Annotated in this window: 28 protein-coding genes; 18 read left to right on the top strand and 10 right to left on the bottom strand. The window is 64.0% G+C overall.

The features are described from left to right. Positions 1-232: 232 nt before the first annotated feature. Positions 233-679: a carboxymuconolactone decarboxylase family protein gene (locus tag HCO70_RS20935; protein ID WP_172299838.1), complete on the top strand. Its 447-nt coding sequence runs from the start codon at positions 233-235 to the stop codon at positions 677-679. A gap of 285 nt (positions 680-964) precedes the next feature. Beyond that, positions 965-2,179, top strand: a complete 1,215-nt coding sequence (locus HCO70_RS20930) for a hypothetical protein (RefSeq protein ID WP_172299837.1) — start codon at positions 965-967, stop codon at positions 2,177-2,179. A gap of 125 nt (positions 2,180-2,304) precedes the next feature. Here HCO70_RS20930 and arsH read toward each other — a convergent pair whose 3' ends face one another. Next, complete coding sequence (gene arsH, locus HCO70_RS20925; RefSeq protein ID WP_172300015.1) at positions 2,305-3,027, bottom strand: arsenical resistance protein ArsH; 723 nt, start codon at positions 3,025-3,027, stop codon at positions 2,305-2,307. Positions 3,028-3,324: 297 nt separating this feature from the next. Between arsH and HCO70_RS20920 the strand changes: the two genes are divergently transcribed. From HCO70_RS20920 to gatB, 3 genes are all read left to right on the top strand, one after another. Then, positions 3,325-3,981 carry a DUF3313 family protein gene (locus HCO70_RS20920; RefSeq protein WP_172299836.1) on the top strand — a complete coding sequence of 219 codons (657 nt, stop codon included), beginning with the start codon at positions 3,325-3,327 and terminating at the stop codon, positions 3,979-3,981. After that, complete coding sequence (locus HCO70_RS20915) at positions 3,971-4,609, top strand: TetR/AcrR family transcriptional regulator (RefSeq protein WP_172299835.1); 639 nt, start codon at positions 3,971-3,973, stop codon at positions 4,607-4,609. The genes HCO70_RS20920 and HCO70_RS20915 overlap by 11 nt, the downstream gene beginning before the upstream one ends. A 78-nt stretch (positions 4,610-4,687) precedes the next feature. Further along, positions 4,688-6,199, top strand: a complete 1,512-nt coding sequence (gene gatB / locus HCO70_RS20910) for an Asp-tRNA(Asn)/Glu-tRNA(Gln) amidotransferase subunit GatB (RefSeq protein ID WP_172299834.1) — start codon at positions 4,688-4,690, stop codon at positions 6,197-6,199. A 104-nt stretch (positions 6,200-6,303) separates the two neighbouring features. On the opposite strand, the gene HCO70_RS24660 is transcribed toward gatB, so the two are convergent. Continuing rightward, a complete protein-coding gene (locus tag HCO70_RS24660; protein ID WP_216665556.1) occupies positions 6,304-6,453 on the bottom strand; it encodes a hypothetical protein in 150 nt (49 codons plus the stop codon). A gap of 16 nt (positions 6,454-6,469) precedes the next feature. Between HCO70_RS24660 and HCO70_RS20905 the strand changes: the two genes are divergently transcribed. Further along, entirely contained in the window at positions 6,470-6,679 is a 210-nt protein-coding gene (locus HCO70_RS20905) for a hypothetical protein (protein ID WP_216665555.1), read from the top strand. Between the two features lie 92 nt (positions 6,680-6,771). Further along, positions 6,772-7,347: a DUF4177 domain-containing protein gene (locus HCO70_RS20900; protein WP_172299832.1), complete on the top strand. Its 576-nt coding sequence runs from the start codon at positions 6,772-6,774 to the stop codon at positions 7,345-7,347. Positions 7,348-7,350: 3 nt separating this feature from the next. Here the strand turns inward: HCO70_RS20900 and HCO70_RS20895 are convergent, their stop codons facing one another. Beyond that, positions 7,351-7,608 carry a BolA family transcriptional regulator gene (locus HCO70_RS20895; RefSeq protein WP_172299831.1) on the bottom strand — a complete coding sequence of 86 codons (258 nt, stop codon included), beginning with the start codon at positions 7,606-7,608 and terminating at the stop codon, positions 7,351-7,353. 76 nt (positions 7,609-7,684) lie between these two features. Here HCO70_RS20895 and HCO70_RS20890 point away from each other — a divergent pair, with 76 nt between their 5' ends. Together HCO70_RS20890 and cobS are read left to right on the top strand one after the other, a co-directional pair. Continuing rightward, positions 7,685-8,317, top strand: coding sequence for a DnaJ domain-containing protein (locus HCO70_RS20890; protein ID WP_172299830.1), 633 nt, complete (start codon positions 7,685-7,687; stop codon positions 8,315-8,317). 123 nt (positions 8,318-8,440) lie between these two features. Beyond that, on the top strand, positions 8,441-9,427 hold the full coding sequence (cobS, locus tag HCO70_RS20885) for a cobaltochelatase subunit CobS (RefSeq protein WP_172299829.1): 987 nt from the start codon (positions 8,441-8,443) through the stop codon (positions 9,425-9,427). Positions 9,428-9,537: 110 nt separating this feature from the next. Here the strand turns inward: cobS and HCO70_RS20880 are convergent, their stop codons facing one another. Next, positions 9,538-10,143, bottom strand: coding sequence for an NADPH-dependent FMN reductase (locus tag HCO70_RS20880; RefSeq protein WP_172299828.1), 606 nt, complete (start codon positions 10,141-10,143; stop codon positions 9,538-9,540). A 193-nt stretch (positions 10,144-10,336) separates the two neighbouring features. Between HCO70_RS20880 and HCO70_RS20875 the strand changes: the two genes are divergently transcribed. From HCO70_RS20875 to HCO70_RS20855, 5 genes are all read left to right on the top strand, one after another. After that, positions 10,337-10,669: a helix-turn-helix domain-containing protein gene (locus tag HCO70_RS20875; protein ID WP_253913411.1), complete on the top strand. Its 333-nt coding sequence runs from the start codon at positions 10,337-10,339 to the stop codon at positions 10,667-10,669. 143 nt (positions 10,670-10,812) lie between these two features. After that, the gene (locus HCO70_RS20870) at positions 10,813-11,205 is read left to right on the top strand and encodes a hypothetical protein (RefSeq protein WP_172299826.1); all 393 of its coding nucleotides are present in this window, start codon (positions 10,813-10,815) and stop codon (positions 11,203-11,205) included. Between the two features lie 64 nt (positions 11,206-11,269). Beyond that, the gene (gene cobT / locus HCO70_RS20865) at positions 11,270-13,147 is read left to right on the top strand and encodes a cobaltochelatase subunit CobT (protein ID WP_172299825.1); all 1,878 of its coding nucleotides are present in this window, start codon (positions 11,270-11,272) and stop codon (positions 13,145-13,147) included. A 246-nt stretch (positions 13,148-13,393) separates the two neighbouring features. After that, entirely contained in the window at positions 13,394-15,190 is a 1,797-nt protein-coding gene (locus HCO70_RS20860) for an aminopeptidase P family protein (protein ID WP_172299824.1), read from the top strand. A gap of 64 nt (positions 15,191-15,254) precedes the next feature. Further along, positions 15,255-15,596, top strand: coding sequence for a DUF427 domain-containing protein (locus tag HCO70_RS20855; protein WP_172299823.1), 342 nt, complete (start codon positions 15,255-15,257; stop codon positions 15,594-15,596). Between the two features lie 104 nt (positions 15,597-15,700). Here the strand turns inward: HCO70_RS20855 and HCO70_RS20850 are convergent, their stop codons facing one another. Beyond that, positions 15,701-17,332: a chloride channel protein gene (locus HCO70_RS20850; protein ID WP_172299822.1), complete on the bottom strand. Its 1,632-nt coding sequence runs from the start codon at positions 17,330-17,332 to the stop codon at positions 15,701-15,703. Positions 17,333-17,492: 160 nt separating this feature from the next. Between HCO70_RS20850 and HCO70_RS20845 the strand changes: the two genes are divergently transcribed. From HCO70_RS20845 to HCO70_RS20830, 4 genes are read left to right on the top strand one after another with little or no spacing between them, the layout of a single operon-like run. Further along, complete coding sequence (locus tag HCO70_RS20845; RefSeq protein ID WP_172299821.1) at positions 17,493-18,866, top strand: FAD-binding oxidoreductase; 1,374 nt, start codon at positions 17,493-17,495, stop codon at positions 18,864-18,866. Continuing rightward, on the top strand, positions 18,863-19,309 hold the full coding sequence (locus tag HCO70_RS20840; protein WP_371742293.1) for an SgcJ/EcaC family oxidoreductase: 447 nt from the start codon (positions 18,863-18,865) through the stop codon (positions 19,307-19,309). Before HCO70_RS20845 ends, HCO70_RS20840 begins: the two co-directional genes overlap by 4 nt. Next, positions 19,306-19,554: a hypothetical protein gene (locus tag HCO70_RS20835; RefSeq protein WP_253913410.1), complete on the top strand. Its 249-nt coding sequence runs from the start codon at positions 19,306-19,308 to the stop codon at positions 19,552-19,554. The genes HCO70_RS20840 and HCO70_RS20835 overlap by 4 nt, the downstream gene beginning before the upstream one ends. Positions 19,555-19,590: 36 nt before the next feature. After that, positions 19,591-20,127, top strand: a complete 537-nt coding sequence (locus HCO70_RS20830; protein ID WP_172299820.1) for an AAA family ATPase — start codon at positions 19,591-19,593, stop codon at positions 20,125-20,127. Positions 20,128-20,141: 14 nt separating this feature from the next. On the opposite strand, the gene HCO70_RS20825 is transcribed toward HCO70_RS20830, so the two are convergent. The 5 genes from HCO70_RS20825 to HCO70_RS20805 form a co-directional block, all read right to left on the bottom strand. Further along, positions 20,142-21,131, bottom strand: a complete 990-nt coding sequence (locus HCO70_RS20825) for a molybdopterin-binding protein (RefSeq protein ID WP_172299819.1) — start codon at positions 21,129-21,131, stop codon at positions 20,142-20,144. Further along, positions 21,128-22,126, bottom strand: a complete 999-nt coding sequence (locus HCO70_RS20820; protein WP_172299818.1) for an XdhC family protein — start codon at positions 22,124-22,126, stop codon at positions 21,128-21,130. The genes HCO70_RS20825 and HCO70_RS20820 overlap by 4 nt, the downstream gene beginning before the upstream one ends. 213 nt (positions 22,127-22,339) lie before the next feature. Next, positions 22,340-22,924 carry a YeeE/YedE thiosulfate transporter family protein gene (locus HCO70_RS20815; RefSeq protein ID WP_172299817.1) on the bottom strand — a complete coding sequence of 195 codons (585 nt, stop codon included), beginning with the start codon at positions 22,922-22,924 and terminating at the stop codon, positions 22,340-22,342. Between the two features lie 3 nt (positions 22,925-22,927). Beyond that, the gene (locus HCO70_RS20810) at positions 22,928-23,479 is read right to left on the bottom strand and encodes a YeeE/YedE thiosulfate transporter family protein (protein WP_172299816.1); all 552 of its coding nucleotides are present in this window, start codon (positions 23,477-23,479) and stop codon (positions 22,928-22,930) included. Between the two features lie 156 nt (positions 23,480-23,635). Continuing rightward, positions 23,636-25,600: an OmpA family protein gene (locus HCO70_RS20805; protein ID WP_172299815.1), complete on the bottom strand. Its 1,965-nt coding sequence runs from the start codon at positions 25,598-25,600 to the stop codon at positions 23,636-23,638. Between the last annotated feature and the right edge of the window lie 112 nt (positions 25,601-25,712).

Genomic DNA, 25,712 nt, shown 5'->3' with positions numbered 1-25,712 from the left:
CAGCGGAAAACGGGACAGGGACGGGCCGACGAAACAGCCGCCAAAGCGCGTCTGTCACTTTCGGCCTCTTCCTGTCCAATTCGGCCCCGTGGCCTGTCAAATCTGCCATTGGAACGTCCTTTTTGCCACTGCCGTGATTCAGTGCAGCAGCAGATATTCCCGCCCGTTCGGCGAACAGATTTTTCAACCAAGCAAACTTGCCGGATGACACATTCAAACGAAGGAAACTTTTATGAGACGGATTACTTTTGTTGTTGCCACGAGCCTGACCATCCTTGCCTCGGGCAGTATCGCCTCCGCCCAGCAGTCTGCGGAACAGGCTCGCGCCGAAGCCGCTGAAATGATGGGTGGTAAGCCATTGCCGGATATCGAGAATTACCCGGACTTCGCGACCGGTGTCGCGTGGGAATGGATGAAGGCAATGGAAAGCGGCGAGGGCCCGCTTGATGTCAAGACGTCGAACCTGATCGGCCTTGCCGTGGCAGCGCAGATTCCCTGCGAGTTCTGCTCTGCCTACCATTACGCCGCCGCGAAAGCGGCGGGGGCCACCGACCAGGAACTCGCGCATGCCGCGGCCATGGCGGGCTACACCCGCAACTGGTCAGCCGTGCTTTATGGCACGCAGACGGATATTCCGGCTTACAAAAAGCTGGTTGCAGAGGTCTTCGGCAGCGAGTGACACATCCGGGCCGTGATGGCCCGAGGTACATCCTGAAACGGCATATTCGACAATCTTTCTGCAAAGGATGAGTGTCCGGTAGCCTGTTGTACCCTCACGTGAAAGCGCAGGGCGGAATCTGGGCGCGAAAGCGACCGGAGCCCGCCCTGCGCCGCGTAATGCCATACCGTCCGGTTAGTTACGAAAAGACACAGGTCGAAACACACGCGCAGCTGGATCATTGTCCGCCCTGAACCGTCACTGTACCAAAGAACCGTATTGGTTGCATTAGGCTAGGGAGGCGCGATGCGGGCGGTCATCCACATAGGAGCCCCCAAGACCGGAACAACATCGCTTCAGCGAAGCTGTGTGATGAATGAAGCTGTGTTGCTTGCAAACGGTGTCCTATTTGCGAAAGCCGGACGCGTATTCGAGTCCAGGACCGAACAGCGCCATGTTGGCCTGCGGTTCGCAGTGAAGGTACCCGCAAGCCCGCCCGATGGCATGATGGAAAGACTCGGTCTTACGACCGCAGATGCGAGGTCCCGTTATGCCGAAATGTTTGCCGATCAGCTCGACACCGAGATCGGTGAAGCAGAGCCGGAAACGGTTCTTCTCTCTGATGAAGCCCTGTTCCTGCTTGGCGACCGAAGCACGGTCGAACAGCTGTCTCAGTTCTTACGCGAACGTTTCAGCAATATTCTGGTGGTCTGTTTTTTAAGGCACCCGGTCGACTATGTCCGGGGTCTGTGCTCCCAGCGCATCAAATCTGGTGACCTTACCCGCATTGACCTAGAGAACGATCCTTACTTCGCGAACGGTCTCTATCAGCAAAGGCTGGACTACTGGTCAGCTGCCTTCGGCCGGGACGAGTTCAAAGTGCGGGTCGCGGATGAAGACATCATCAGTCAGTTCCAGGCCGTGACGGGAATCACCGGTCTGAACGATGCCGAACCACAAGACCTGAATAAATCGCTGAACGCCTTCGGTGCCGAATGTTTCCTCCAGCTGAACCAGCGTTACTCAAAGGACACGAGACCACCGATCATCCGGCGCGCATTCGAGCAATCGATGACGGGCAAGCCGTTTTCGTTGACAGCGACCGATGAGAAATGGGTCTGGGACCGTTTCAAATCGGAAAAGGAAGGGATCGTCCGCCACCATCTCGACCGGGACGAAGACGTCCGGGTGGTTCAGGAGACGTGGGTTTCCAGCCCGGTGCAAACCGAAACCAGCCTAATCGATCAGGATATCGTCAGGGAAACGGCAGATATCATCTCATTCCTGAGTGACCAGATTGAGGAAACGAAAAAACATCACCTGAAAACTGCGGGCCGGATGCGGAAGACCAACCTGCAATTAAGGACACGGGTCAGGAAACAGCAGAAGAAGATGGAGGTTCTGAATGCTCAGGTCGACTCTCTGTCCGGAGAGATCGAGACCCGGATCAAGGAGATCCAGGAGTTGCAGGAAGAAATCGAACGCCTGTCCAGACCGCTCATTAAGCGATTGTGGTCTTAGTAACAGCCGGCTTGGATCTCGAGTCGGCCGCTGATCCGGTTTTTCCCTTCTTTCGAAGGTCAATCGATCAGATTAGCTGAAAGACAGCAGATCTCCTGTAACTGCGGAAATGCGCGGAAGGCGTCTCACGCCCCTCCCGCCGCCTTGGACTGATTGACGCGGGCAGACAGTTCGGCGCGGGATTCCACGCGTTCTGAGTAGCGGTCGACGAGATGGTCGCGGATATCGCGGGTCAGAAGGGTGAATTTCACCAGTTCTTCCATCACGTCGACGAGCCGGTTGTAATAGGGCGACGCCTTCATCCGGCCCTCGTCGTCGAACTCGTCCCAGGCTTTCGCGACCGACGATTGGTTCGGGATCGTCAAAAGCCGCATCCAGCGTCCGAGAATCCGCAACTGGTTGACGGTGTTGAAGCTCTGACTGCCACCGCTGACCTGCATCACCGCCAGCGTCTTGCCCTGTGTCGGGCGCACGCCGCCAAGCGAGAGCGGTATCCAGTCCACCTGCGACTTCATCAGCCCGGTCATCGCACCGTGGCGTTCTGGAGAAGACCACACCATCCCTTCGCACCACGTTACCAGGTCGCGAAGTTCGGCGACCTTTGGGTGGCCGGGATCATCCGTGTCCACCTGCGGCAGCCCGCGTGGGTCGAATAGCCGGACTTCGGCGCCCAACCGGTGCAGGATTCGGGCGGATTCCTCGGCGCAGAAACGAGAATAGCTGCGTTCCCGGAGGGAGCCATAGAGTATCAGGATCCGCGGCGCATGGGAGCTGCGACTGGCAGGGGAAAGCCGGTCGGGCGAGACGGGTTGGAAGCTGTTTTCGTCGAGGTTGGGCGTGTCGGTCAACTCAGTCACCTGTTCATACTGCTTGTCGTCGGACCATGCCGGGCGCGGCGCTGTCTATCATGTTTCCCGCGGCATGCGAGCCAAATGCTCCCCGAAAACGGAACAATAGCCCCACGTGGCGATGTGACATTTGGCCGGGCAGACTGGGGGGCACACCCGCAATCGGGTATCTGAAAATACATTCGGCTTGACATGTCACCGACTGGTGACTTATGCATGTCACCAGTCGGTGACATGTATGGACACCGCATCGATCCGCAGACTGCGCCCTTCTTCCAGAACCAATCGGAGTCGACCATGCCTTCGCTCAAAAACGTTGCCAGATCTGCGCTTCTGGCCATCTGCTTCGCGACACTTGCCGCCTGTTCCGACCAAGTGCCCACCCGCACAGGCTTTCTGGACAATTACAGCACACTGACCGCCAGGCCGCTGGAGAACGGCGCGACGCTATTGGAGGCCTGGACTCCCAATGTGGACTGGTCCTCCTATGACAGGGTCTTTGTCGAGCCTGTCGTGCTGCGCATTGGCGAAAACGTACCGGCCGGCTTCACTGCCGCAGATGCAAGTTCCCTGACGGCGCGGGCAACGAATGACCTGAAGACCCGGCTTGACCGGAATTACACTCCGCTTTCGTGGCCCGAAGCAGGATCGCTGACGGTGAAGGCGGCCATCACCGGACTGGATCTGTCAGATCCGGCCCTGAACGTGCTGACCGCCGCGCTGCTGTTCGCGCCGCTGGATACGGGCGGGGTCACGGTCGAGATCGAGGTGTCAGACAGCGGCACCGGCACGATACTGCATCGCCGTGTCACTGCAATGAACGGAGAGGTTCACTGGGTCAGCGGCGCCTTGTCGAAAACCGGGCAGGCGGACCGTGCCCTCGACCAGATCTTCCTGCTGCTGGCCAATGACCTTACATTGCGCCGCGCAGGGAGAGTCGTGGATGGCAGATGAATCCGAGACCAACCGAGTGCGGGAACGGGCGGGCACCGAGGCCCGCCTGATCACTGCATTGGGTGAGATCATCGCGAAGAAAGGATTTGGCGCGGTCGGCGTGAATGCCGTGGCGCGCCAGGCCGGTACCGACAAAGTGATGATCTATCGGTACTTCGGTGGGCTGCCCGAACTGGTTCGCGCATATTCTGAGACGGCCGATTTCTGGTGGCGGCCCGAGGACCTGCTGGCTGACCCGTTGCCGGACACCCCAGAAGAGCTGCCAGACGCGATTGCGCTGATTTTCGAACGCCACGCTGCTTTCCTGCGCGCACATCCGGTGACATTGGAAGTGCTGGCTTGGGAGATGTCGGAGCGGAACGCCCTGACCGAGTGCCTGGAGGAACTGCGCGAACGCCGGTCGGCCGAACTACTTGCTGCGGTGGCGGGCCGCTTCGGCTTGCCGCAGGACAACGCAAGAGAACGGCTGGGGCCGGCCTTCGCATTGCTTGGAGGCTCGGTGAATTACCTGACGACCCGAGCCCGGCTGACTCCTATCTATGACGGGATGGACCTGACATCGGACGCCGCCTGGGCTGTACTGAGCGAAACGGTTGCCCGGATGGCAAAGGCGCTTGTGGAACACTGAGCGGGCCGCATCCGTGCTTGCCCCTCCCCCTGCCCTCGCCTACAACACGCTCCGATCCCCGAACCGGAGCGGATAGCCATGCTGGACCTCACCTTCGAGCCCCCGAAACCGAAAGTCATACAGGGCGCACAGAGCGACTGGGAACTGGTGATCGGGCTGGAGGTACATGCCCAGGTAGCTTCGAAGTCCAAGCTGTTTTCCGGCGCGTCGACGGAGTTCGGGGCAGAGCCCAATTCCAACGTCGCCTTCGTGGACGCGGCGATGCCGGGGATGCTGCCGGTGATCAACGAGTTCTGCGTCGCGCAGGCGGTGCGGACGGGGCTGGGGCTGAAGGCGGCGATCAACCTGGTCAGCGCCTTCGACCGGAAGAACTATTTCTATCCGGACCTGCCGCAGGGCTATCAGATCAGCCAGCTCTTTCACCCGATCGTCGGCGAGGGCGAGGTGCTGGTGGATATGGGGCCGGGCGTGGCGCGGCTGGTGCGGATCGAGCGGATCCACCTGGAGCAGGACGCGGGCAAGTCGATCCACGACATGGACCCGCATTACACCTTCGTCGATCTGAACCGGACGGGCGTGGCGCTGATGGAGATCGTCAGCCGCCCGGATATCCGCGGGCCCGAGGAGGCGGCGGCCTATGTCGGCAAGCTGCGGCAGATCCTGCGCTATCTGGGGACCTGCGACGGCAACATGCAGAACGGGAACCTGCGGGCGGACGTGAACGTGTCGGTGTGCCTGCCGGGGGCCTACGAGAAATACCAGGAGACGCAGGATTTCTCGCATCTGGGCACGCGCTGCGAGATCAAGAACATGAACTCGATGCGGTTCATCCAGCAGGCCATCGAATACGAGGCGCGGCGGCAGATCGGGATCGTCGAGGGCGGCGGGACGGTCGAGCAGGAGACGCGGCTTTACGATCCGGACAAGGGCGAGACGCGGTCGATGCGGTCGAAGGAAGAGGCGCATGACTATCGCTACTTCCCCTGCCCCGACCTTTTGCCGCTGGAGATCGAGCAGGCCTGGGTCGACGATATCGCCGCCTCGCTGCCGGAGCTGCCGGATGAGAAGAAGGCGCGGTTCGTGGCGGACTACGGGATGACCGAGTACGATGCGGGGGTGCTGACGGCGGACGTGGTGTCGGCGCATTTCTTCGAGGAGGTCGCGGCGGCGTCGGACGGGAAGCTGGCGGCGAACTGGGTCATCAACGAGCTGTTCGGGCGGCTGAAGAAGGACGACCGGGAGATCACCGACAGCCCGATGAGTCCGGCACAGCTGGGCGGGATCATCTCGCTGATCCAGAAGGGCGACATCTCGGGCAAGATCGCGAAGGACCTCTTCGAGATCGTCTATACCGAGGGGGGCGACCCGTCGCTGATCGTGGAGCAGCGGGGGATGAAGCAGGTCACCGATACCGGCGCCATCGAGGCGGCGGTGGACGAGGTGATCGCGGCGAACCCAGAGCAGGTGGAGAAGGCCAAGGCCAATCCGAAGCTGGCGGGGTGGTTCGTAGGCCAGGTGATGAAGGCCACGGGCGGCAAGGCCAACCCGAAGGCGGTGAACGAGCTGGTGGCGGCCAAACTGGGGCTCTGATCCGGGGCGTCCCCATGGGGACGGGGGGTCAAGGCTCTGATTTTGTTTATGTTTGCGCTAACATAGGGTGGGGACGGGTTTCCGTCTCCACCCTTCTTTCTGAATCAGCCGATCCACGCCAATAGTGCGTAAAGACCGGCGGAAGTCAGCATTACCGGTGTCGTTGGCGCACCGAATGCGGCGGCGATACTGACCGCCACAAAGGCAATACTCACGCCGCGCGGGCAGAGAATTATCTTGCCTGTCTTCTTCATCCACACAGACTGTCCGGTGGACTGGGCGAAAGCACAGGACAATTTGGCGATTGCCGAATTGGCCATCGCGGATACCGACGGCACCGCCGATCCGCGCCCGCATCTGGAGGCGGCTATGGTACATGTGGAGGCAGCTCTGGAAGTCTTCGACCCGGGGCATATGGCCTTCAATTACGACAAGGCCGCCCGCCTGCGGGACCACCTCCGCACCCGCCTCTCCACCTAGACCCGGCCATTTCCCGCCCCGATGCCTGCCTGCCGCTTTCCCTTGCCCTCCCCATCTGCTAGTGTCCCGCGGCGCAGCATCCGGAGGGGGTCATGCGATACGAATACAAGGTCGTGCCGGCGCCTAAAAAAGCCCGGAAGATCAAAGGTGTGAAGACCACCGAAGATCGCTTTGCCCATGAACTTGCGGAGATCATGAACGCCTACGGCGCGGATGGCTGGGAGTATCAGCGGACCGACACCCTGCCCTGCGAGGAACGCAGCGGGCTGACCGGGCGGACGACGAATTTCCAGAACATGCTGGTGTTTCGCCGGGTGATCGGCGGCGAGGAACGCGTGCCGGTGGAGATGCGGGCTGCGCCCGTTGCGGCAACGGCGCCGGTGGCAGCCCCTGCCCCCCTGGCCGAGCCTGAGCCCGCGCCCGCCGCCGAACCGGAGGCCGTCGCGCGCGAGGAGGCTGAGGTGCCGGAATTCCATTCCGCCGGCCACCACCCGCAGGACGCGGAGACCGGTGCAGACGCGGCCCCGGCGCCGGAGGAGACAGAGGCTGAACCAAAGACAGAGGGGCTGACATTCTCGTCGCGCAGCCAGGAGGGGCACACGCCGCGGCTGGGCGCGGCCCGGCATCCCGAAGCGAGCGACAAGGCGCCTGGAATAGCGGCGCGGTAGACCTTAACTTTCGATGTGCAGCGCCAGGGCGTGAAGGCTTGTCATGACGTCTTCGCCCAGCGCTGCATGGATCGCGCGGTGGCGTTCGAGACGGCTCATCGGACCGAAGGCGGCAGCGCGGATGTGAACCCGGAAATGGCTGTCGCCCCCTTCGCGATACCCGGCATGCCCGCGATGCTTTTCGCTTTCGTCTTCGACAGTTAGCTCGTCGGGTGCAAAGGTTTCGCGCAGACGCTGCTCGATGGTCTGTGACAGTTTCATTTTTTCCTTTCCGCCCCCTTCAATCCGGCGGCAAAACCATTAGACTTCCGTGTCCGAGTAGCAAAGGCAGACTACAATGGCGAATCCTGATCCGTTCGGCTTTGACATCCGCGTCTCTTCCGACAAGAAGAAACGCAACCGTGGAAAACGGGGGATGTCGGGCGCGTTCGAGACCTCGCAGCGCGAGTGCGAGCACCCCGGATGCACGGAAGCGGGACAGTACCGCGCGCCGCGGTCTCCGGATCACCTGGACGAGTACCTTTGGTTCTGCAAGGAGCACGTGCGCGAGTACAATCTGAAATGGAACTTCTTCAACGGCACGACCGAGGAAGAGTTCGAGGAGCAGATGGAACAGGATCGGGTCTGGGGCCGCGAGACCAAGCCATTCGCCAAGCCGGGGGAAGAACAGCGCGCCTGGGCGCGGCTGGGAATCGACGACCCGCACCAGGTGCTGGGCGAGAACGCGACGCGCAATCCGGGCAAGTCGATCACCGGCACGCGCAAGCTGCCGCCGACGGAACGCCGCGCGCTGGATATCCTCGATGCCAAGGATCACTGGGCCAAGTCCGAGATCCGCAAGAGCTACAAGGCGCTGATCAAGGTGCTGCACCCGGATATGAACGGCGGCGACCGGGGCCACGAAGAGCAGCTGCAGGAAGTTGTCTGGGCCTGGGACCAGATCAAGGACAGCCGCAACTTTCAGAACTGAGGCGCGGCACCGCCCGCCGCAACGCAGCGATGCGTTGACCTCCCCGTCATAATCCCCCATGAAGACCCGCGGCGGGGTCCGAGGATCCTGCAGCGCAGACGAATCCCCTGAGCAGAGGTCGACATGGCGGACGGTATACTGGATATCACGGCGAAGCCGACGGAAGAACTCGATGTCCGCGATGTGTTCGGCATCGACTCGGACATGAAGGTGAAGGGGTTCGCCGAACGCACCGACCGGGTGCCAGAGCTGGATACGACCTACAAGTTCGATCCGGACACGACGCTGGCGATCCTTGCCGCATTCAGCCGGAACCGCCGGCTGATCATCCAAGGTTATCACGGCACTGGCAAGTCGACCCATATCGAGCAGGTCGCGGCGCGGCTGAACTGGCCGTGTGTGCGGGTGAACCTCGACAGCCACATCAGCCGGATTGACCTGATCGGGAAGGACGTGATCAAGCTGCGCGAGGGCGTGCAGGTGACCGAATTCCAGGACGGGATCCTGCCCTGGGCGCTGCGGAACCCGACCGCCATCGTCTTTGACGAATACGATGCGGGCCGCGCGGACGTCATGTTCGTGATCCAGCGGGTGCTGGAGCATGACGGCAAGCTGACGCTGCTGGACCAGAACGAGGTGATCACGCCGCATCCGTATTTCCGCCTGTTCGCAACGGCGAACACGGTTGGTCTGGGTGACACGACCGGCCTCTATCACGGGGTTCAACAGATCAACCAGGCGCAGATGGACCGGTGGTCGCTGGTGGCGACGCTGAACTACCTGTCGCATGACGCCGAGACCAACATCGTTCTTGCGAAGAACCCGCATTACAACACCGAGAAGGGCCGCAAGCAGATCAGCCAGATGGTGACTGTCGCAGACCTGTCGCGGACGGCCTTCATGAATGGCGAGTTGTCGACGGTGATGTCGCCGCGGACGGTCATCAACTGGGCGCAGAACGCCGAGATCTTCCGCGATATCGGCTATGCGTTCCGGGTGACGTTCCTGAACAAGTGCGACGAGCTGGAGCGCGAGACGGTGGCGGAGTTCTACCAGCGCTGCTTTGACGAGGAGCTGCCGGAAAGCGCGGCGAGCGTCAGCCTGGGGTAAGGCGACCCCCGGCGCGGCGGCCTTTGATCAAGGGGCCGCATGCCGGGGATACGATCAGACTTTTGCGATCGAGGGCCGGGTGACCGGCCCTTTCGCGTTTCGCGGGTATGTCAGGCCGCGGCCTTCTGTTTTTCCGCGCGGGCGTCTTTCAGCAGGCCAGCCCACCAGGCCAGTTCGCCGATCATCGCGTCAGCGGAGGCGCCGATCGAGGCTTCAATCTCGGACAGCGGCTTCGGATCGCCGCCCAGCGGGTGCACCTTGATGAAGTCGCCGCCGCCGATATGGACGGCCGGGGCGACATTGACCATCGACAGTTCGACAGCGATCAGGCGCAGGTGTTCAACGGCGCGGGCCGCGCCGACGCCGCCGTAGCCGACCATCGCGGCGGGCTTGTGGTTCCATTCGAGGAAAGCCTGGTCGAGCGCGTTCTTCAGGGCGCCGGAAATCGAGTGGTTGTACTCGGCGACGACGAAGACGTAGCCGTCATATTTGGCGAGGTCTTCCTGCCACTTCACGGCATTCGGGTTCTGGGACGGCATCCACTTGTTCGACGCCATTTCGTCGAACATGGGCAGGTCGTAATCAGCGATGTCGAGGATGTCGGCATCCAGCCGGCCATCGGCTTCGATGCGGGATTTGATCCAGTCGGCGGGTACGTGGCCCCAGCGGGACGGACGTGTGGTGCCGAGGATCACGGCAATACGGGGTTTGGTCATTTCACTCTCCACGGGGATGTAGGTTTCTACTGGAAACCAGAGATAAAAAAGTTATCTGATACCGCAAGGAGGCACTTTGATGAAACCACCTCATGCCGCCCCCGATCAACGCACAGGATCTGTGCAGGCGGGCACAAAACACGCGCAAGCGTCTGAATTTTCAGGAAAAGTCGACCAGGGCGGGTCGGACTGCATGGCCGTTTCGTCGATGCTGCAGCGGATCGGCGACAAGTGGACGGTGCTGATCGTGTCCTATCTCGGGAACGGGCCGATGCGGTTCAACGCCCTGCGCCGCGAGATCGGCAACATTTCCCAGAAGATGCTGACGACCACGCTGCGCAATCTGGAGCGGGACGGATTCGTCCTGCGGACGGTGACGCCATCGCGGCCGCCGGCGGTGGAATATGAGCTGACGCAACTTGGCCGCTGTCTGCTGGTGCCGGTCAGCGGGCTGGCGCGCTGGACGCTGGAGAACATCGACCGGATCGAGGCGGCGCGGGCCGAGTACGACGCGAAGGAAGGTTGAGCGGACCGGGTCCCAATCCGTTCAATCCGGCTTTTCCGGCCTTGCCCTGACAAACCGGCGCCCATTTCGCGCCGGAATTTCCCGTTACATTGTTTTCATATCGCCTAATTGATTGGCAGTATTTTGATGATAATGTGTGATTCATGGGCATAAAAAGAACGACCTGCGCAGGCGCCGCCGTTATCCTTCTCAGCCTCCCGGCTGCGGCGTCTGCCGCTCAATCCTTTGACCTGGTTCGGGAATTCGCCAATTGCACCGGCCGCTACTCTGCCCTGATGGAACATCAGCGGCTGCTCTACGATCCCGCCTCGGGCCGGACCGAGGCACGGCGCAACAGTTTCGCGGATTTGCTGGAGGCGGTTCAGCCCAGGGAGGCCGGGCGAGAGGTGCTGACCTGGCGGATCGAGGCAAAAGTTGCGCAGGCCGCCCTGTTCCGCGCGGCGGATTTCGCGACCGACGACAGGACAAGACGCGATGCGCAGACACTGGCGGACCGCCATATCGCGGCCTGCGACATGCTGATACTGGGCAGCTGACCGGGGCGCATCCGGGCGCAGTTCCGCCTTGCGTTTCGCCGCCTGCGGGACGATGTATCGGCATATGAAAAAGCCCAACGACAACCCGGCCGATCCGTTCAAAAAGGCGCTTGCCGAGGCGACCAAGGTGATCGCCGACGATCCGGAGCTGCAGGTCAGCTATTCCGTCGATCCGCCGGGCGCTTCGAACGACTCGGTCCGCCTGCCGCAGGTAAGCCGCCGCATGACCAAGCAGGAGGTGCTGCTGGCCCGCGGCACCGCCGACGCCTATGCGCTGAAGATCAAGCATCACAACGAGGCGACCCATAACCGCTATGCCCCTCCGGGGCAGATGGCGCGGGATATCTACGAGGCGATGGAGACAGCGCGCTGCGAGGCGGTAGGCGCACGATCGATGCCGGGCACGGCGACCAATATCGACGCCAAGATCGAAGCTGAGGCGGAGCGCAAGGGTTACGGGCAGATCACGGAGTCGTCGGAGGCGCCGCTGGCTGCTGCTGCTGGCTACCTGATCCGGCATCTGGCGACGGGCCGGCCGCTGCCGGTCTCGGCGAACAACGTCATGGAGCTGTGGCGCCAGCATATCGAGGATCAGACGGGCGCGCGGCTGGAGGACCTGCAGGACAAGCTGTCGGACCAGTCGGCCTTTGCGAAGTTCGCGCGCGGGATGATCGAGGATCTGGGCTACGGCGACCAGCTGGGCGACGACCCCGACGAGATGTCGGACGAGGATCAGGACGACGCGGCGTCCGAGGAGCAGGAGGAGGATCCGGAAAGCACCGGCAGCGAAGAGGACGATGCCGAACAGGATCCCGACGCGACGCCGGAGCAGTCGCAGGACGAGCAGATGGATGCCGCCGAGGCGCAGGTCTCGATGGACGAGATGGACGACATGGAGCTGTCGGACGAGGCGGAGATGCCCGAAGGCGACATGCCGATGGAACCGCCGCCGCCGATGCCGCATTCCGAGGCGGACCCGGATTACAAGGCCTTCACCACCGACCACGACGAGGAGATCAAGGCCGAGGACCTCGCCGAGCCGCAGGAGCTGGAGCGGCTGCGCGCCTATCTGGATCAGCAGCTGGAGCCTTTGAAGGGCGCCGTGGGGCGGCTGGCGAACAAGCTGCAGCGGCGGCTGCAGGCACAGCAGAACCGGGCGTGGGAATTCGACCTGGAAGAGGGGATGCTGGACGCGGGCCGTCTGGCGCGCGTGGTGGCGAACCCGACGACGCCCTTGTCCTTCAAGATCGAGAAGGACACCGAGTTCCGCGATACGGTCGTGACGCTGCTGCTGGACAATTCGGGCTCGATGCGCGGGCGGCCGATTTCCATCGCGGCGATCTGCGCCGACGTGCTGGCGCGGACGCTGGAACGGTGCGACGTGAAGGTGGAGATCCTGGGCTTCACGACGCGGGCCTGGAAGGGCGGGCTGAGCCGGGAGGACTGGCTGAACGCCGGGCGGCCGCAGTCGCCGGGGCGGCTGAACGATCTGCGGCACATCATCTACAAGGCGGCGGATGCGCCGTGGCGCCGGTCGCGGGACAACCTGGGCCTGATGATGAAGGAAGGCCTGCTGAAGGAGAACATCGACGGCGAGGCGCTGGAATGGGCGCATCGGCGCGTGGCCTACCGGCCGGAGGCGCGGAAGATCCTGATGGTGATCTCGGACGGCGCGCCGGTCGACGACTCGACGCTGTCGGTGAACCCGGCGAACTATCTGGAGAAGCACCTGCGCGACGTGATCGCGATGGTGGAGAAGCGCAAGCAGGTGGAACTGATCGCCATCGGCATCGGGCACGATGTGACGCGGTACTATCAGCGCGCGGTGACGATCACGGATGTGGAACAGCTGGCCGGCGCGATGACCGAGCAGCTTGCGAGTCTGTTCGACAGTGACCCGCGCGCACGGGCACGGATGATGGGGATCCGGCGGGCGAGTTAGTTGCCCGCCGCTCATTGATCTGGCGGCCCGCCCCCGGCGGGCTTCCCCGCAGAAAAGCAGTATCCCGGACCAAAGGCGCAACGGCCAGCAGTCGCATCGCACCTTCGCCCGCGGACTCCGCCAGAGCCGAAGGCGGCGACGGAGAGATGAGTCTTGCAGCGTCAGCGGCGCATTTAGACGGCGGTGCCCTCTGGCATATCGCGCGGCGGCGGGGCAGTCTCGCGGCGAAGCAGAAAGGCCCCGAACATGTTCCAGACATTCGACTCGTCCTCCTCGCCCGATCAGGGGCCGCCGCGGCTTGCTGCTTTGCGGACGGAACTGGAGAAGGAGGGCCTCGACGGGTTCCTCGTGCCGCGGGCGGATGCGCATCAGGGCGAGTATGTTGCCGACTGTGACGCGCGCCTTGAGTGGCTGACCGGGTTTACCGGGTCGGCCGGGTTCTGCGCTGCTTTGCGGGACCGGGCGGGCGTGTTCGTGGACGGACGTTACCGGGTGCAGGTCAAGGTGCAGGTGGCGGATGAGTTCACACCGGTGGACTGGCCCGAGGTGCAGCTGGGCGACTGGCTGAAGGACGCTCTGCCAGATGGCGGCAAGGTCGGGTTCGATCCGTGGCTGCACACACTGGGCGAGATCGAGAAGCTGCAGAAACGGCTGAAGGGTACCGGGATCGAGCTGGTGGAGGTGGAAAACCTCGTCGACCGGATCTGGGCGGACCGCCCTGCCCGGCCCGCCGAGCCGGTGACCGCCTTTCCGAAGGAATTCGCTGGCGAAGGCGACGAGTCCAAGCGCGGGCGCATCGCGGCCATCCTGACGGCGGAGGGGCAGAAGACCGCGGTGCTGACGCTGCCGGATTCGATCTGCTGGCTCTTGAACGTCCGCGGGGCCGACCTGCCCTGCGTGCCGGTGACGCAGGCCTTCGCGATCCTGAAGTCCGACGGCACGGTCGAGCTGTTCTCTGACCCTGAGAAGTTCGCCGGGCTCGGCCCCGATCCGGCCATCGCATTGAAGCACTGGGACGATTTCGCGCCGGCGCTGGCCGCACTGGAGGGTCCGGTGCGCGTCGACAGGGCCAGCGCGCCGCTGGCGGTGACGCGGGCGCTGCAGGCGGCGGGGGTGCAGATCGCCTATGCAGACGATCCCTGCATCCTGCCGAAGGCCTGCAAGAACGAGACCGAGATTGCGGCGACGAAGACCGCGCATCTGCGCGACGCCGGCGCCATGTGCGAGTTCCTTGCATGGCTGGCCGAGGAAGCCCCGAAGGGCGGGCTGACGGAAATCGACGTGGTGACGGCGCTTGAAGGGTTCCGGCGGGCGACGAACGCGCTGCAGGACATCTCTTTCGAGACCATATCCGGCGCGGGGCCGAACGGGGCCATCGTGCATTACCGGGTGACCGAAGAGACCAACCGCGCGGTCAATCCGGGCGAGCTGCTGCTGGTGGACAGCGGCGGGCAGTACGTGGACGGGACGACGGATATCACGCGGACGATCGCGGTGGGTGCGCCGACCGACGAGCAGAAGACCTGCTTCACTCAGGTTCTGAAGGGCATGATCGCCATTTCGCGGGCGCGCTGGCCGGAGGGGCGTGCGGGCCGCGACCTCGACGTGCTGGCGCGGATTGCGCTTTGGCAGGCGGGTCGGGATTACGACCACGGCACGGGGCATGGTGTCGGGCTGTACCTGTCGGTGCATGAGGGGCCGCAGCGGCTGGCGCGGACCGGCGAGGTGGAGCTGAAGCCGGGCATGATCCTGTCGAACGAACCCGGGTATTACCGCGAGGGTGAATTCGGCATCCGGATCGAGAACCTCGTGGTGGTCAAGGACGCCGGTGACCTGCCGGGGGGCGATGCGAAGCGGAAGATGCTGGACTTCGAGACGATCACCTGGGTGCCCATCGACCTGGCGCTGGTCGCGTCGGACATGCTGACCCAGGACGAGCGCGACTGGCTGAACGCCTATCATGCCGAGGTGTCGGAGAAAGTGGGCGCGCGGCTGTCCGACAGCGCCCGCGCCTGGCTGGCCCATGCGACCCGGATGATTTGACATGGGAATGTCATCCGAAGGGTGGTAAAAGCCGCCGGACACTATGGATAGGGGATCGCGGGACATGAGCAGCCATATCGAGACGCGCAAGGCCGCGGGAACCTGGGTTGTCCGCGCCGGTGGCGCCGTGCTGGGAGAGACCCAGAATGCCGTAGAACTGCTGGAAGACGGCTATGAGCCGGTGATCTATTTCCCGCGCGAAGACATCGCGATGGCGTTTCTCGAGGCGTCGGAGAAAACCTCTCATTGTCCGCACAAGGGCGATGCCAGCTATTACACGATACAGGCCAAGAGCGGCCCGATCCTGAATGCGGCCTGGTCTTACGAGAGCCCGATTGCCGGGATGGAGGCGATCACGGGGCATCTGGCCTTTTACACCGACCGGGTAGCGGTGGAGCAGCTTTGATCTGATCCGGGCGGAAGGCCCGCTGCTTCAGGATCGTGGCGGCCGCGGCACGGTGAAACGACGCTGCTACGGCAGTCTCGGCCGGAAATCCTGCAGATGTCCCGTTACCGGTGTTCCTCTGCCGCAGTCGCGGCAAGTGCCTTGTTGTAGGCTTTGAGCGCGTCGACGTGATGGAGCGCGCCCAGCAGCTCGGGCGGGCGGCCATCGCTCCAGAGCGTGACGACCGGCAGGAAACTGGCGCCGCCCTTGTCGAAGATCGGCATCGCGCTGGCGAGCGTGGCAGCCCCGTCGACATAGATGCCCTGCTCTATCAGCTGCCAGCAGGCCTGCTCGGTTGCCGGCCCCTTCTCTGTCAGGTCGCGGGTCAGGCGGGCGACACGCACCGTGGACAGAAGATAGGTCTGCGGCCCCGCGGCGAGGTGGATATTGCGCCTGGCAAGCGTCGTCAGGAAGAATGACCGCGCGACGAGCTGGCTGGCGAGGGCCGTCGACATCGAAACGGCCACCATCACGGCAAGGCCGGTCTGCCAGTCGCCGGTCAGTTCGAATACGATCAGTGTCGTGGATATGGGCGCGCCGAGAACGGCTGCCGCGACCGCGCCCATGCCGGCCAGTGCATAGAGCGTCTCGGACCCGGACACGTCCGGGAAGACCGCGGTGGCGATCATGCCAAAAGACAGGCCCGTCAACGCGCCGACCATCAGCGAAGGCGAAAACACGCCGCCGCCCATTCTACCCCCCAGGGTGATTGCAAGCGCGGCGACCTTGATCACGGCGAAGATGATGGCCTCGTGCAGAAGCAGTTTGCCGGTCAGCGCGGCGGCGGTCGTTTCGTAGCCGACACCGATGATATGGGGGTAGAAGATCGCGATACCGCCAAGCAGAAGGCCGGCTGCCGCGGGGCGCAGCACCGCCGGAAGCCCGACACGGCGCTGCAGCCAGGAACCAAATTCGTCAGCGACAAAAACCGACCGCATCAGCGCGACCGCGACCAGCCCGGCGACAAGGCCGAGGATCAGGTATGCCGGAAGCTCGACGTAGAATTCCAAGGCGCTGGAGTCTGTCAGAGTGAACTCGGTGACATCGCCGAAGGTCAGGCGGCTGACAACGGTGCCAGCGACCGAGGCGATCACGATTGGCGCGAATGCGTTCACCGCGAAATGGCGCAGCACGACCTCCATCGCGAAAAGCGCACCGGCAATCGGGGCGTTGAAGCTTGCCGACACCGCCGCCGCCACCGCGCAACCGAGAAGGTCGCGCCCGGTGACGGCGTCGGCCTTGATCCGGTCGGACACCCAGGTGGAAATCACACCCGCGAGGTGAACAACCGGGCCTTCGCGACCCGACGATCCGCCCGAAGAGAGCGTGATCCAGGAAGCCACCGCCGATGCGAGCCCTTCGCGGACCTCGACGCGGCCATCGTTCAGGGCGGCACCCTCGATCACGTCGGCGACGGAGCGGACGCGATGGTCGCGGGTGAACCGGCTAAGGATAAATCCAACCAGCAATCCCCCCGCCACCGGAATCAGGAGGATCCAGTACCAGGCGAGGCTGCGCGCGAAGGTATGCAGGTGCAGGATGTCGTCGACGCCGTATAGCAGCCCCTGAAGCCAAAAGATCGCGATCCGGAATCCCGCCGCCGCGATCCCCGCCGCAGCGCCAATCAACAGGGCGATGAACCAGAACTGGACCTGACCAGGCCCCTTTGTCAGCAGCAGTTGCCAACCGTTGCACAAAGAGGCGCTGCCTCTGGACAAACTGCGTGCCAGAAACGATCTTGCGCTTTCATCCGCATCGTGTCCCGCTGACTTGTCTACGAGTTTCGGGCGGTTACGCAACGAACTGTCATCCTCTAGTCTGCGCCGCGTTCTAGTGGAACCTTGGGGGGCGAAGCCAATGGCTTACAACGCGGCATTGAACGAGTTGTCAACGTTACTAGGGAATCGGCTGAGCCGTTCCAAGTCCGATCTCGACCTGCACGGGCGCTCGGAGAGTTACTTCCCGTTAACGGTGCCCGAGGCGGTCGCCTATCCGGAGACTTCGAACGAAGTCAGCGAGATCGTGAAGATCTGCGCGAAGCACGACTGCCCAGTGGTTCCCTGGGGTGTCGGAACATCGCTGGAGGGGCACGCACTTGCACTGACCGGTGGCGTGACGGTGGACTTCACGCGGATGAACCGTGTGTTGCAGGTGAACCAAGAGGATATGGATGCCGTGGTGCAGCCCGGGATCACGCGCGAGGAACTCAACAAGGAACTGCGCGCCACCGGACTGTTCTTTTCAGTGGACCCGGGTGCGAATGCCACTCTGGGCGGGATGGCGATGACCCGTGCGTCGGGAACGACCGCGGTCCGCTACGGCACAATGCGCGACAACGTGATGGCTCTGGAGGTGGTGCTGGCGGACGGGCGGATCATCCGGACCGGGACGCGGGCACGGAAATCCTCGGCCGGGTATGACCTGACCGGGCTGATGGTCGGTTCGGAGGGTACGCTGGGGCTGATCACCGAGATGACGGTGAAGCTGCAGGGACAGCCGGAGGCGGTGTCGTCGGCGGTCTGCGCCTTTCCATCGATGGAAGACGCGGTGAACGCAGTGATTGCGACGATCCAGATGGGTATTCCGATGGCGCGGATCGAGTTCGTCGATCCGGCGACGGCGGCGGCATTCAACTCCTATGCGGGTTCGTCTTTCCAGGAGGTGCCGCATCTGATGCTGGAGTTCCACGGATCGGAGCGGGGTGTCGCGGAGGATGCGGAGCGGTTCCGCGAGATCGCCGACGATTTCGGCGGGTCCGATTTTCAGTGGGCGACGAAACCCGAAGACCGTACCGCGCTGTGGACGATGCGGCACAACGCGCATTTTGCCTGTCTTGCCTCGCGCCCGGGTGCGCGGGCGATCGTGACGGATATCTGCGTGCCGATTTCCCGGCTGGCGGAGGCGGTGGAGGAGACGCGCGAGGATATTGCAGGTGCGTCGATACCCGGCCCTATCGTGGGACACGTGGGCGACGGGAATTTCCACTGCATCCTGCTATTCATGGAGGACGACCCGAAGGAACGGGCCGAGGCAGAGGACTTGTCACATCGGCTGTCGCAGCGAGCTTTGCGGCTGGGCGGAACCGTGACGGGCGAGCATGGTATCGGCACCGGCAAGATGAAGTACATGGAAGCGGAGCACGGCGCAGCCTGGGACGTGATGGGCGATATCAAGCGCGTGCTCGATCCGCAGAACATCCTGAACCCCGGCAAGATGGTGCGTCAGATGTGAGCCTGTCCTCGCCGGAAGAGATGCCGCATGCCTTTGCCCGCGCCTGGATGGCGCGGGATGCGGAGGCTCTGGCGGCGCTGTTCGCGGAGGACGCGGATTTCGTGAATGTCGTGGGTATCTGGTGGCAGGACCGGGCCGCGATAGAGCGGGCGCATGACTATGCGCTGACATCGTTTTTTGCGCAGACGACGCTGACACCTGGCAAGGTGAAGGTGCGCTATCTGGGTGATGACGTTGCAGTGGTTCATTGCCGCTTTGTGCTGACAGGACAGAAAGCGCCTGACGGAAGCGACGCAGGGCGGAGGAATACCATACTCGTCTTTGTAATGCGGCGTACCGATCTTAAATGGTACTGTGTGACGGCGCAGAACACCGATATCATGCCAGGCGCCGAGACATTGCGAGCAACCAGCGACGGGCTGAAACCACAGGATTACCGATGACGTTCAAATGGCTGAAAAAGACCTGGGACACTGCGGTGGAACTGACGCTCGCAGGCCAGAACTGGGCGCGCCATCGGCTGCCGCCGGGCACGCGGCTTCCCGTCGGGCTGTTGCTGATGGCCGGTGGCATGGTGGGCTTTCTGCCGATACTGGGCTTCTGGATGCTTCCGCTGGGCGTTGCCGTCGCATCACTGGATGTCGTCCCGGCGTATCGATGGGTGACGGGCGGGTTCCGGCGGCAGTAAGCTGCGGACGATTCCGGACCCTCAGGAGCCAGCCGCGTGGCGTCCATCATCTTTCTTCACGGCGCATCGAGCAGCGGCAAATCCACCATCGCGCGGGCGTTGCAGGCGACGATCGAACAGCCGTTCTGGCATATTTCCATCGACCATCTCAGGGACGCTGGCGTGCTTCCGACGGAGCGCTTCAAGAGCGGCGAGTTCCGGTGGCGTGACGCGCGGCCCGCGTTCTTTGACGGGTACCATGCGTCTCTGGGCGCATATGCGGATGCCGGGAACAACCTGATCCTTGAGCATATCCTCGATACAGAGGGGTGGATCGACACGCTGCGCGCGCTGTTCGCGCCGCACGATGTGCTGTTCGTGGCGGTGCATTGTGCGCTGGACATGCTGATCGCGCGCGAGGCGGAGCGCGGAGACCGGCCCGCGGGCAGTGCGAAGCAGGATTTCGAGACGATCCATGTCAGACGGGTCTATGACCTTGAACTGCAGTCCGAGGATGGGCTGGAGCGGAACGTGGAGCGCATTCTGGCGGCATGGCGCAGCGGTGAGCGGCGCTCGGAATTCGCTGCCAGCTGAAGGTTGCGCCTTGGTCAGCGTTTTTCGCGCGGATGCGGCCGTGCGGGGCTTTCCTTGAGCAGGCCCCCTACCCCCATCGCGGCGATGTCGGCGTCGGTGACCTCGAGCCCGCAGGCCACGCGTTCCAGCACCCAGTCGGCGCCGTTCAGTGCCGGCGAACGCGCGCACCCCGGCAGGCCGATCACCGGGCGGCCGCCCTGCTCGCCGATGAACAGCAGGTTGCCGGGATCCACCGGCATGCCGAAGCGGGTCACTGTGCCGCCTGCCTGCCGCACCGCCTCGGGTGCCACGTCATGCGGGTCGGAGGTGGCGGAGGCGGTGAGGATCAGGACGAGGTCGCCTTTCGCGCGCGCCACCGCTTCGGCGAGGGGCGCGGTGCGGTGCGGGACCGTTTCGGTACCGGTCAGGTCCATGCCCAGCGCGTCGAGACGGCCGGCGATGGCGTCCTCGCCCTTGCCGGGTCCGGCGCCGATATCGGTCTGGATCAGCGTGGCGGTGGCCAGCTGCACGGGGCAGAGGCGCATGGCGTCGGCAACGAGGACTTCGGCCATATCCACCGATTTCTCGGCGACGCCGTAGGCGATGATCTTGACGGTCGCCACCATGGTGCGGTCGCCGCAGCGGGCGAAGGGCGGGAGCGTGGCGATGGTGACCAGCGGATCGATGCGGTTCGCGGCCTCGATCTTGTCGACGTCGATATCGAGGACACCGAAGGTCGTGGCGTAGACGTTGACGCGGCCGGTGCTGGCCCTGGTCACGCGAAGATGGGCGGCTTCCGGGTCGGGGATCATCGCGGCGGTGATGCGGGTGGCGGCGGGGTCTTCGCCGAGGTCGTCGGTGTCGAGGCGGGCGACGATGACCTCGTCGAGACCTTCGTCTCTTATTGCGGTGATGTCGTCGGCTTCGAGCACCCTGCCCTTGCGCAGCTTCCTGCCGCCGAGCGCCAGGGAGTGGGCGAGGACCGCGCCCGCGGCCTCGCCAACAGGAACGGGTCCGAATTTCATCGTTTCTGCCGCAGCGTCTGGGTGATCTCGGCCATGACGGAGATGGCGATTTCCGCCGGGGATTTCGCGCCGATGTCGAGGCCGACCGGGGCGTGGATCCGGGCAATCTGATCCTCGGTGAAGCCCGCCTCCTGCAGACGCGCGACGCGCTTGGCGTGGGTGCGGGTGGAGCCCAGGCAGCCGAGGTAGAAGATGTCGGATTTCAGCGCCGCCATGATCGCGGGGTCGTCGATCTTGGGGTCATGAGTCAGGGTCACTACTGCGGTGCGGGCGTCGAGGCCGTAATCCGCCAGCGCCTCGTCAGGCCAGTCGTGGTTGATGGTTTCCTCCGGGAAGCGGCTTTCCGAGGCGAAGGCTTCGCGCGGGTCGATCAGGACGGGATCGTAGCCGGCAAGCCGGGCCATCTGCAGGAGCGGCTGGGCGATGTGGACGGCGCCGATGACAGCCATGCGGAGCGGCGGGTTGTGGATGGCGACGAAGGTCTTTTCGTCCTCGTCGAAGCCGGAGCGGTCGGCGCGGAAGCGGTCGGGGAATTCCTCCGGCCCGGCGGTGCGGCGTTTCCATGTCTCGGTGTCGACGACATAGGCGATGGGGCGGCGTTCGGCGCGGGCCGTGACGATTTCGGCGAGGACATCCTCTGGCAGGCCATCCTCGTAATCGCCGATGGGCTGGACCTTGACGCGGATCGTGCCGCCGCAGGCGAGACCGACGGCAAAGGCTTCGTCATCGGAAACGCCGTAGGTCAAAAGCCGGCTTTCGCCGGTGTCCAGAACCTCGAAGGCTTCAGCGACGACCGCGCCTTCGACGCAGCCGCCGGAGACGGAACCGGCGAGTTCGCCCTCTCCCGAGACGGCGAGATTGGCGCCGACTGGGCGCGGGGCCGAGCCCCAGGTCTGCACGACGGTTGCCAGCACGGCGCCCTTGCCGGCGCGATGCCATTCCAGTGCGGTTTCGAGAATGTCGTCGAAGCCCTTGGTTTCTATCGTCTTGTCCATGGCGGCCTCCTCTGTCCCTCCGCAATATGGGGATGGGACGCGGCGAGGACCAGATGCAAAACGGGCCCGGAGGTATGCTCCTCCGGGCCCCGCGCTGCGAAGGGAAGAACCGCAGCGTGTGCGGATCGGGTTTCAACCAGGCCGGACACCGCCGCGAAAGTATCGGAAAAGCGGGATGTCCGGCTTATGCCTCCGTCTGAACCCGGACCCGTCTTACTCCGCAGGCACCGCCCTGCCCTGGCCCGAGAGCCGTTCCGGGAGAACGAAGGCCACGACGATGAAGGCGGCGCCCAGGAGCAGGCCGAGGAGGTCGCCCGGAATGGCCGTGAGCCCCTCGTAGGACGAACCGGGCACAGTTCCGAGCGTCACCTTGCCGCCGGCGATGTCGTTCAAGATGCCGCTGGCCTTCCACCCCGGGTAGGTCGCCATGTAGGCTGCGGCGCCGAGCAGGCCGCCAGCGATGAAGGCCAGCGCGTCCTTGCGCCCTGCCCCGGCGCCGACGACCGCGGTTCCCGGGCAGTAGCCCGAGAGCGCCCAGCCGAAGCCAAGGAGCAAACCGCCGATGAAGACGCCGACATAGGCAGCCTTAACCGACATGTGGCCGACGTCGACCAGGCCCAGCATCTGACCGCCGAACATCAGGACAGAGCCGGTGCCGATGGCCAGCAGGATCGTCTTCATCAGGTGCAGGTTGGTCAGCGACAGCATGCGGCCGATCCAGGTTGGGTTGGCGGCACCGATCCGGTCGAGGACGAAGCCGAAGGCGGTGCCGATCACGATTGCCAGAAGGATTTCCATGGCTCAGGCCTCCTGTCTGAAGAGCAGCATTGCGGTGGGGATGGCGGCCGCAAAGGCGCCGGCGGCGAAGATGTAACCTGACAGCGCGGTCTGCATCATGCCGGACATCATGTGGCCCGAGGTGCAGCCGCCCGCGAGGCGCGCGCCGTAAAGGACGATGAAGCCGCCGACGAAGGCGACGGCATAGCGGGTCAGGGTGCTGCCGCCGAAATTCGTGCGCCACAACTGCGGCATCTGCCGCTCTCCGCGTTCCAGCCCGCCGCGCAGCATGACGGAGGCGAAGCCGCCCAGCGCCATCGCAAGCACGAAGAGGAAGCTGTAGTTCAGCGGGTTGGCCACCGCCTTGGCATATTTGCCGCTCGACTTGTCGAGATAGGCGTTGGTGGAGGTGTAGCCTTCCTCTGTCTGGGTGACGACCGAACTGTCGACCGCGTTCCAGGCGACGCCATCGAGGATGACGAACTGCGTCGAGACCCCGATCGGTTTGACGAGTGCCACTGCGAGGAAGAACACCAGCCCCAGCAACAGCCCGCCGATTTTCCAGTTGAGCACCATGTCCGCGCCCTCCTTATCACATTCGTTGATGCGAATATGTTAGGGTCTGTAGGGATCGGCACCTTGATGCAGGTCAATTCCGGTGCGGCGTGCGCCCTGCCGAAGAAAAAAAAGGCGCGCCGGGTTTGGCGCGCCTTACCGTGGGGTTTGGCGGTCTTAGCCCGCGCTGGCGTCGGCGACGGTCAGCAGCGGCGTGATCCGGCGCACGGTGGCGCGGCGGTTGGTCCGCTCTGCGTCATCGGTCGGCACCAGCAGGAATTCCTCGCCGTAGCCCTGAACGATCATGTTTTCGGGCGGCACGTCGAAATACTCGGTCAGCGCCAGCGCGACGCTTTCAGCGCGGCGGTCCGACAGGGCGAGGTTCATCGCGGCGCCGCCGACGGCGTCGGTGTGGCCTTCGATCAGGAACAGCTCTTCCGGGTTCTCCCCGATGAACTCGCGAAGCGCCTCGCCCAGCGCGTAGAGATCTTCGGCCTCGTTGGGACGGATCGCGGACGAACCCGTCTCGAAGTTGATGGCGTCGATGTTGATCTCCGGCATCAGCTGGCGCACCTCGCGGATGTTGCGCACCTGGCTGAGGGTGAAGCGGCGGCCCACGTCGGCGGCACGTTCAGCCTCCAGCGCGGCGCGCAGCGCGGCTTCGTTGTCGGCCTCGACGGTTTCCTGCGTCGGCGCGGCAGGCAGCTGGCTGACCTGCACGGGCTCGGCACCCTGAGTGTCGTCGAAGAGCACGACCTGGCGGCCGTCGGGCATCACCTTGGCGCGGCGCAGGACGGTACCGTCAGCGGCGGAGATGGTGACCACCTTCACGCCGTTGGGGCGGGTCACAGTGGTGCGGGTCGAACCGTCGCGAAAGGTTTCGGTCTGCACGTCCGAGCCGGGGCGGCGCAGGAGTTCATCCTCGTCCTTCAGCACGTAGTAGCTGCCGTCCTGGCGCTGGACCACGACGCGGTCGCCGGTGTTTTCCACGACCTGATCGTTGTTGCCGATCAGCTGGTCGAGCACGACGAGACCGGCCGCGCCGAGCGCGAATTTCTCGAAGTTCGAGAGACCGCCATCGTCGTCATCATTCGCTTCTGCGCTGGCCTTCGGCTTCAGTTCTTCAAACTCCTCACCGCTCGAGCGGGAGTTTTCCTCTGTCACCTTGGTTTCCTTGGTTTCGACGACTTCTTCCCCGGCACCTTCGTCTGCTGCGGCGGCCGCGGCAGCAACAGGTTTGCCATTGTCGTTGGAAACGGCCAGTTCACCATCAGCTGACGTGTTGGCAGCGGTTTCCTCGGACACCTTGGCATTTTTCTCGGGAGCTGCGTCTTCGCCCGTCAGTTCTGCCGCGACTTCCGGCCCGGCGAGTTCCTCGACGATTTCACCGACCGTCGGCGCGTTGGTCTGCTCCGGCGTCTCGGCGGATTCCGCGGTCTGTTCCGGCGCAGGGTCGGCTGCGGGCTGGTCCGTCTCGGCGGTCGCCTCGGCATCGCCTTCGGCTTCAGCCGCCGGAGCGGGGGCCTCTGCGGTTTCTTCCTGAACGGGTTCCGCGGCAGGTTCCTCGGCGGGGGCCTGCGCGGTCTCCTCGGTCGTTTCCGCGGCTGGCTGTTCGGCGGGCTCTGCCGAAGCTTCGGCCTGCGCGGGCGCTTTTGCGGCCGGGGTTTCGGCCGGCTCGGCGGTTTCGGCCTGCTGTGCATCGCCGGACTCGTCGGAAGTCATGCCCGGCAGGTTTTCCGACAGACCTTCGACGACTTCTCCGACGGCAGGCATGGCACCCTCGGATTCGGCTGCAGCCGCATCTTCTTCGGCCGCCGGGGCTTCGGTGGCGGGCGCCTCGGCGTTTTCCTCTGCGGGTGGGTTCTCGACGGGTGTCTCAGCCTGCGCTTCCTCGCCTTCCGGTGCGAGCACACGCAGCTTGCCGTTCTTGCGGACACAGACACCCTCGGTTTCAAGCAGGCCAGGCAGATCTTCCATCGTGATCTCGCCGGTCAGGTTTTCCTGCGTGATCTCGGCGATTGGCTTGGCCTCGATATTCTGCCTGCAACCGGGGATGCTCTGCGCGGCGGCCATCTGCGGCACGACGGCGGTGAGGGCGACCAGCGCCGTCGAGGCGCTGAGGATGCGAATGCGATGCGTCATGTCCTATCCTTTTCGGTTTCGCGACGGGAACGGCGCATGTTGCGGGTGCCTTGAAGGCGCTCCGCCCCGTAGGCTGGCTCAACGCGGGCTCGGATTGATTGTTCCGAAGGAA

This window comes from Pseudoruegeria sp. HB172150 (genome assembly GCF_013184805.1).
Classification (GTDB): domain Bacteria; phylum Pseudomonadota; class Alphaproteobacteria; order Rhodobacterales; family Rhodobacteraceae; genus Psychromarinibacter.
Note: the sequence above shows the minus strand (reverse complement) of the source record. Positions and strands in the feature narration are given on the sequence as shown.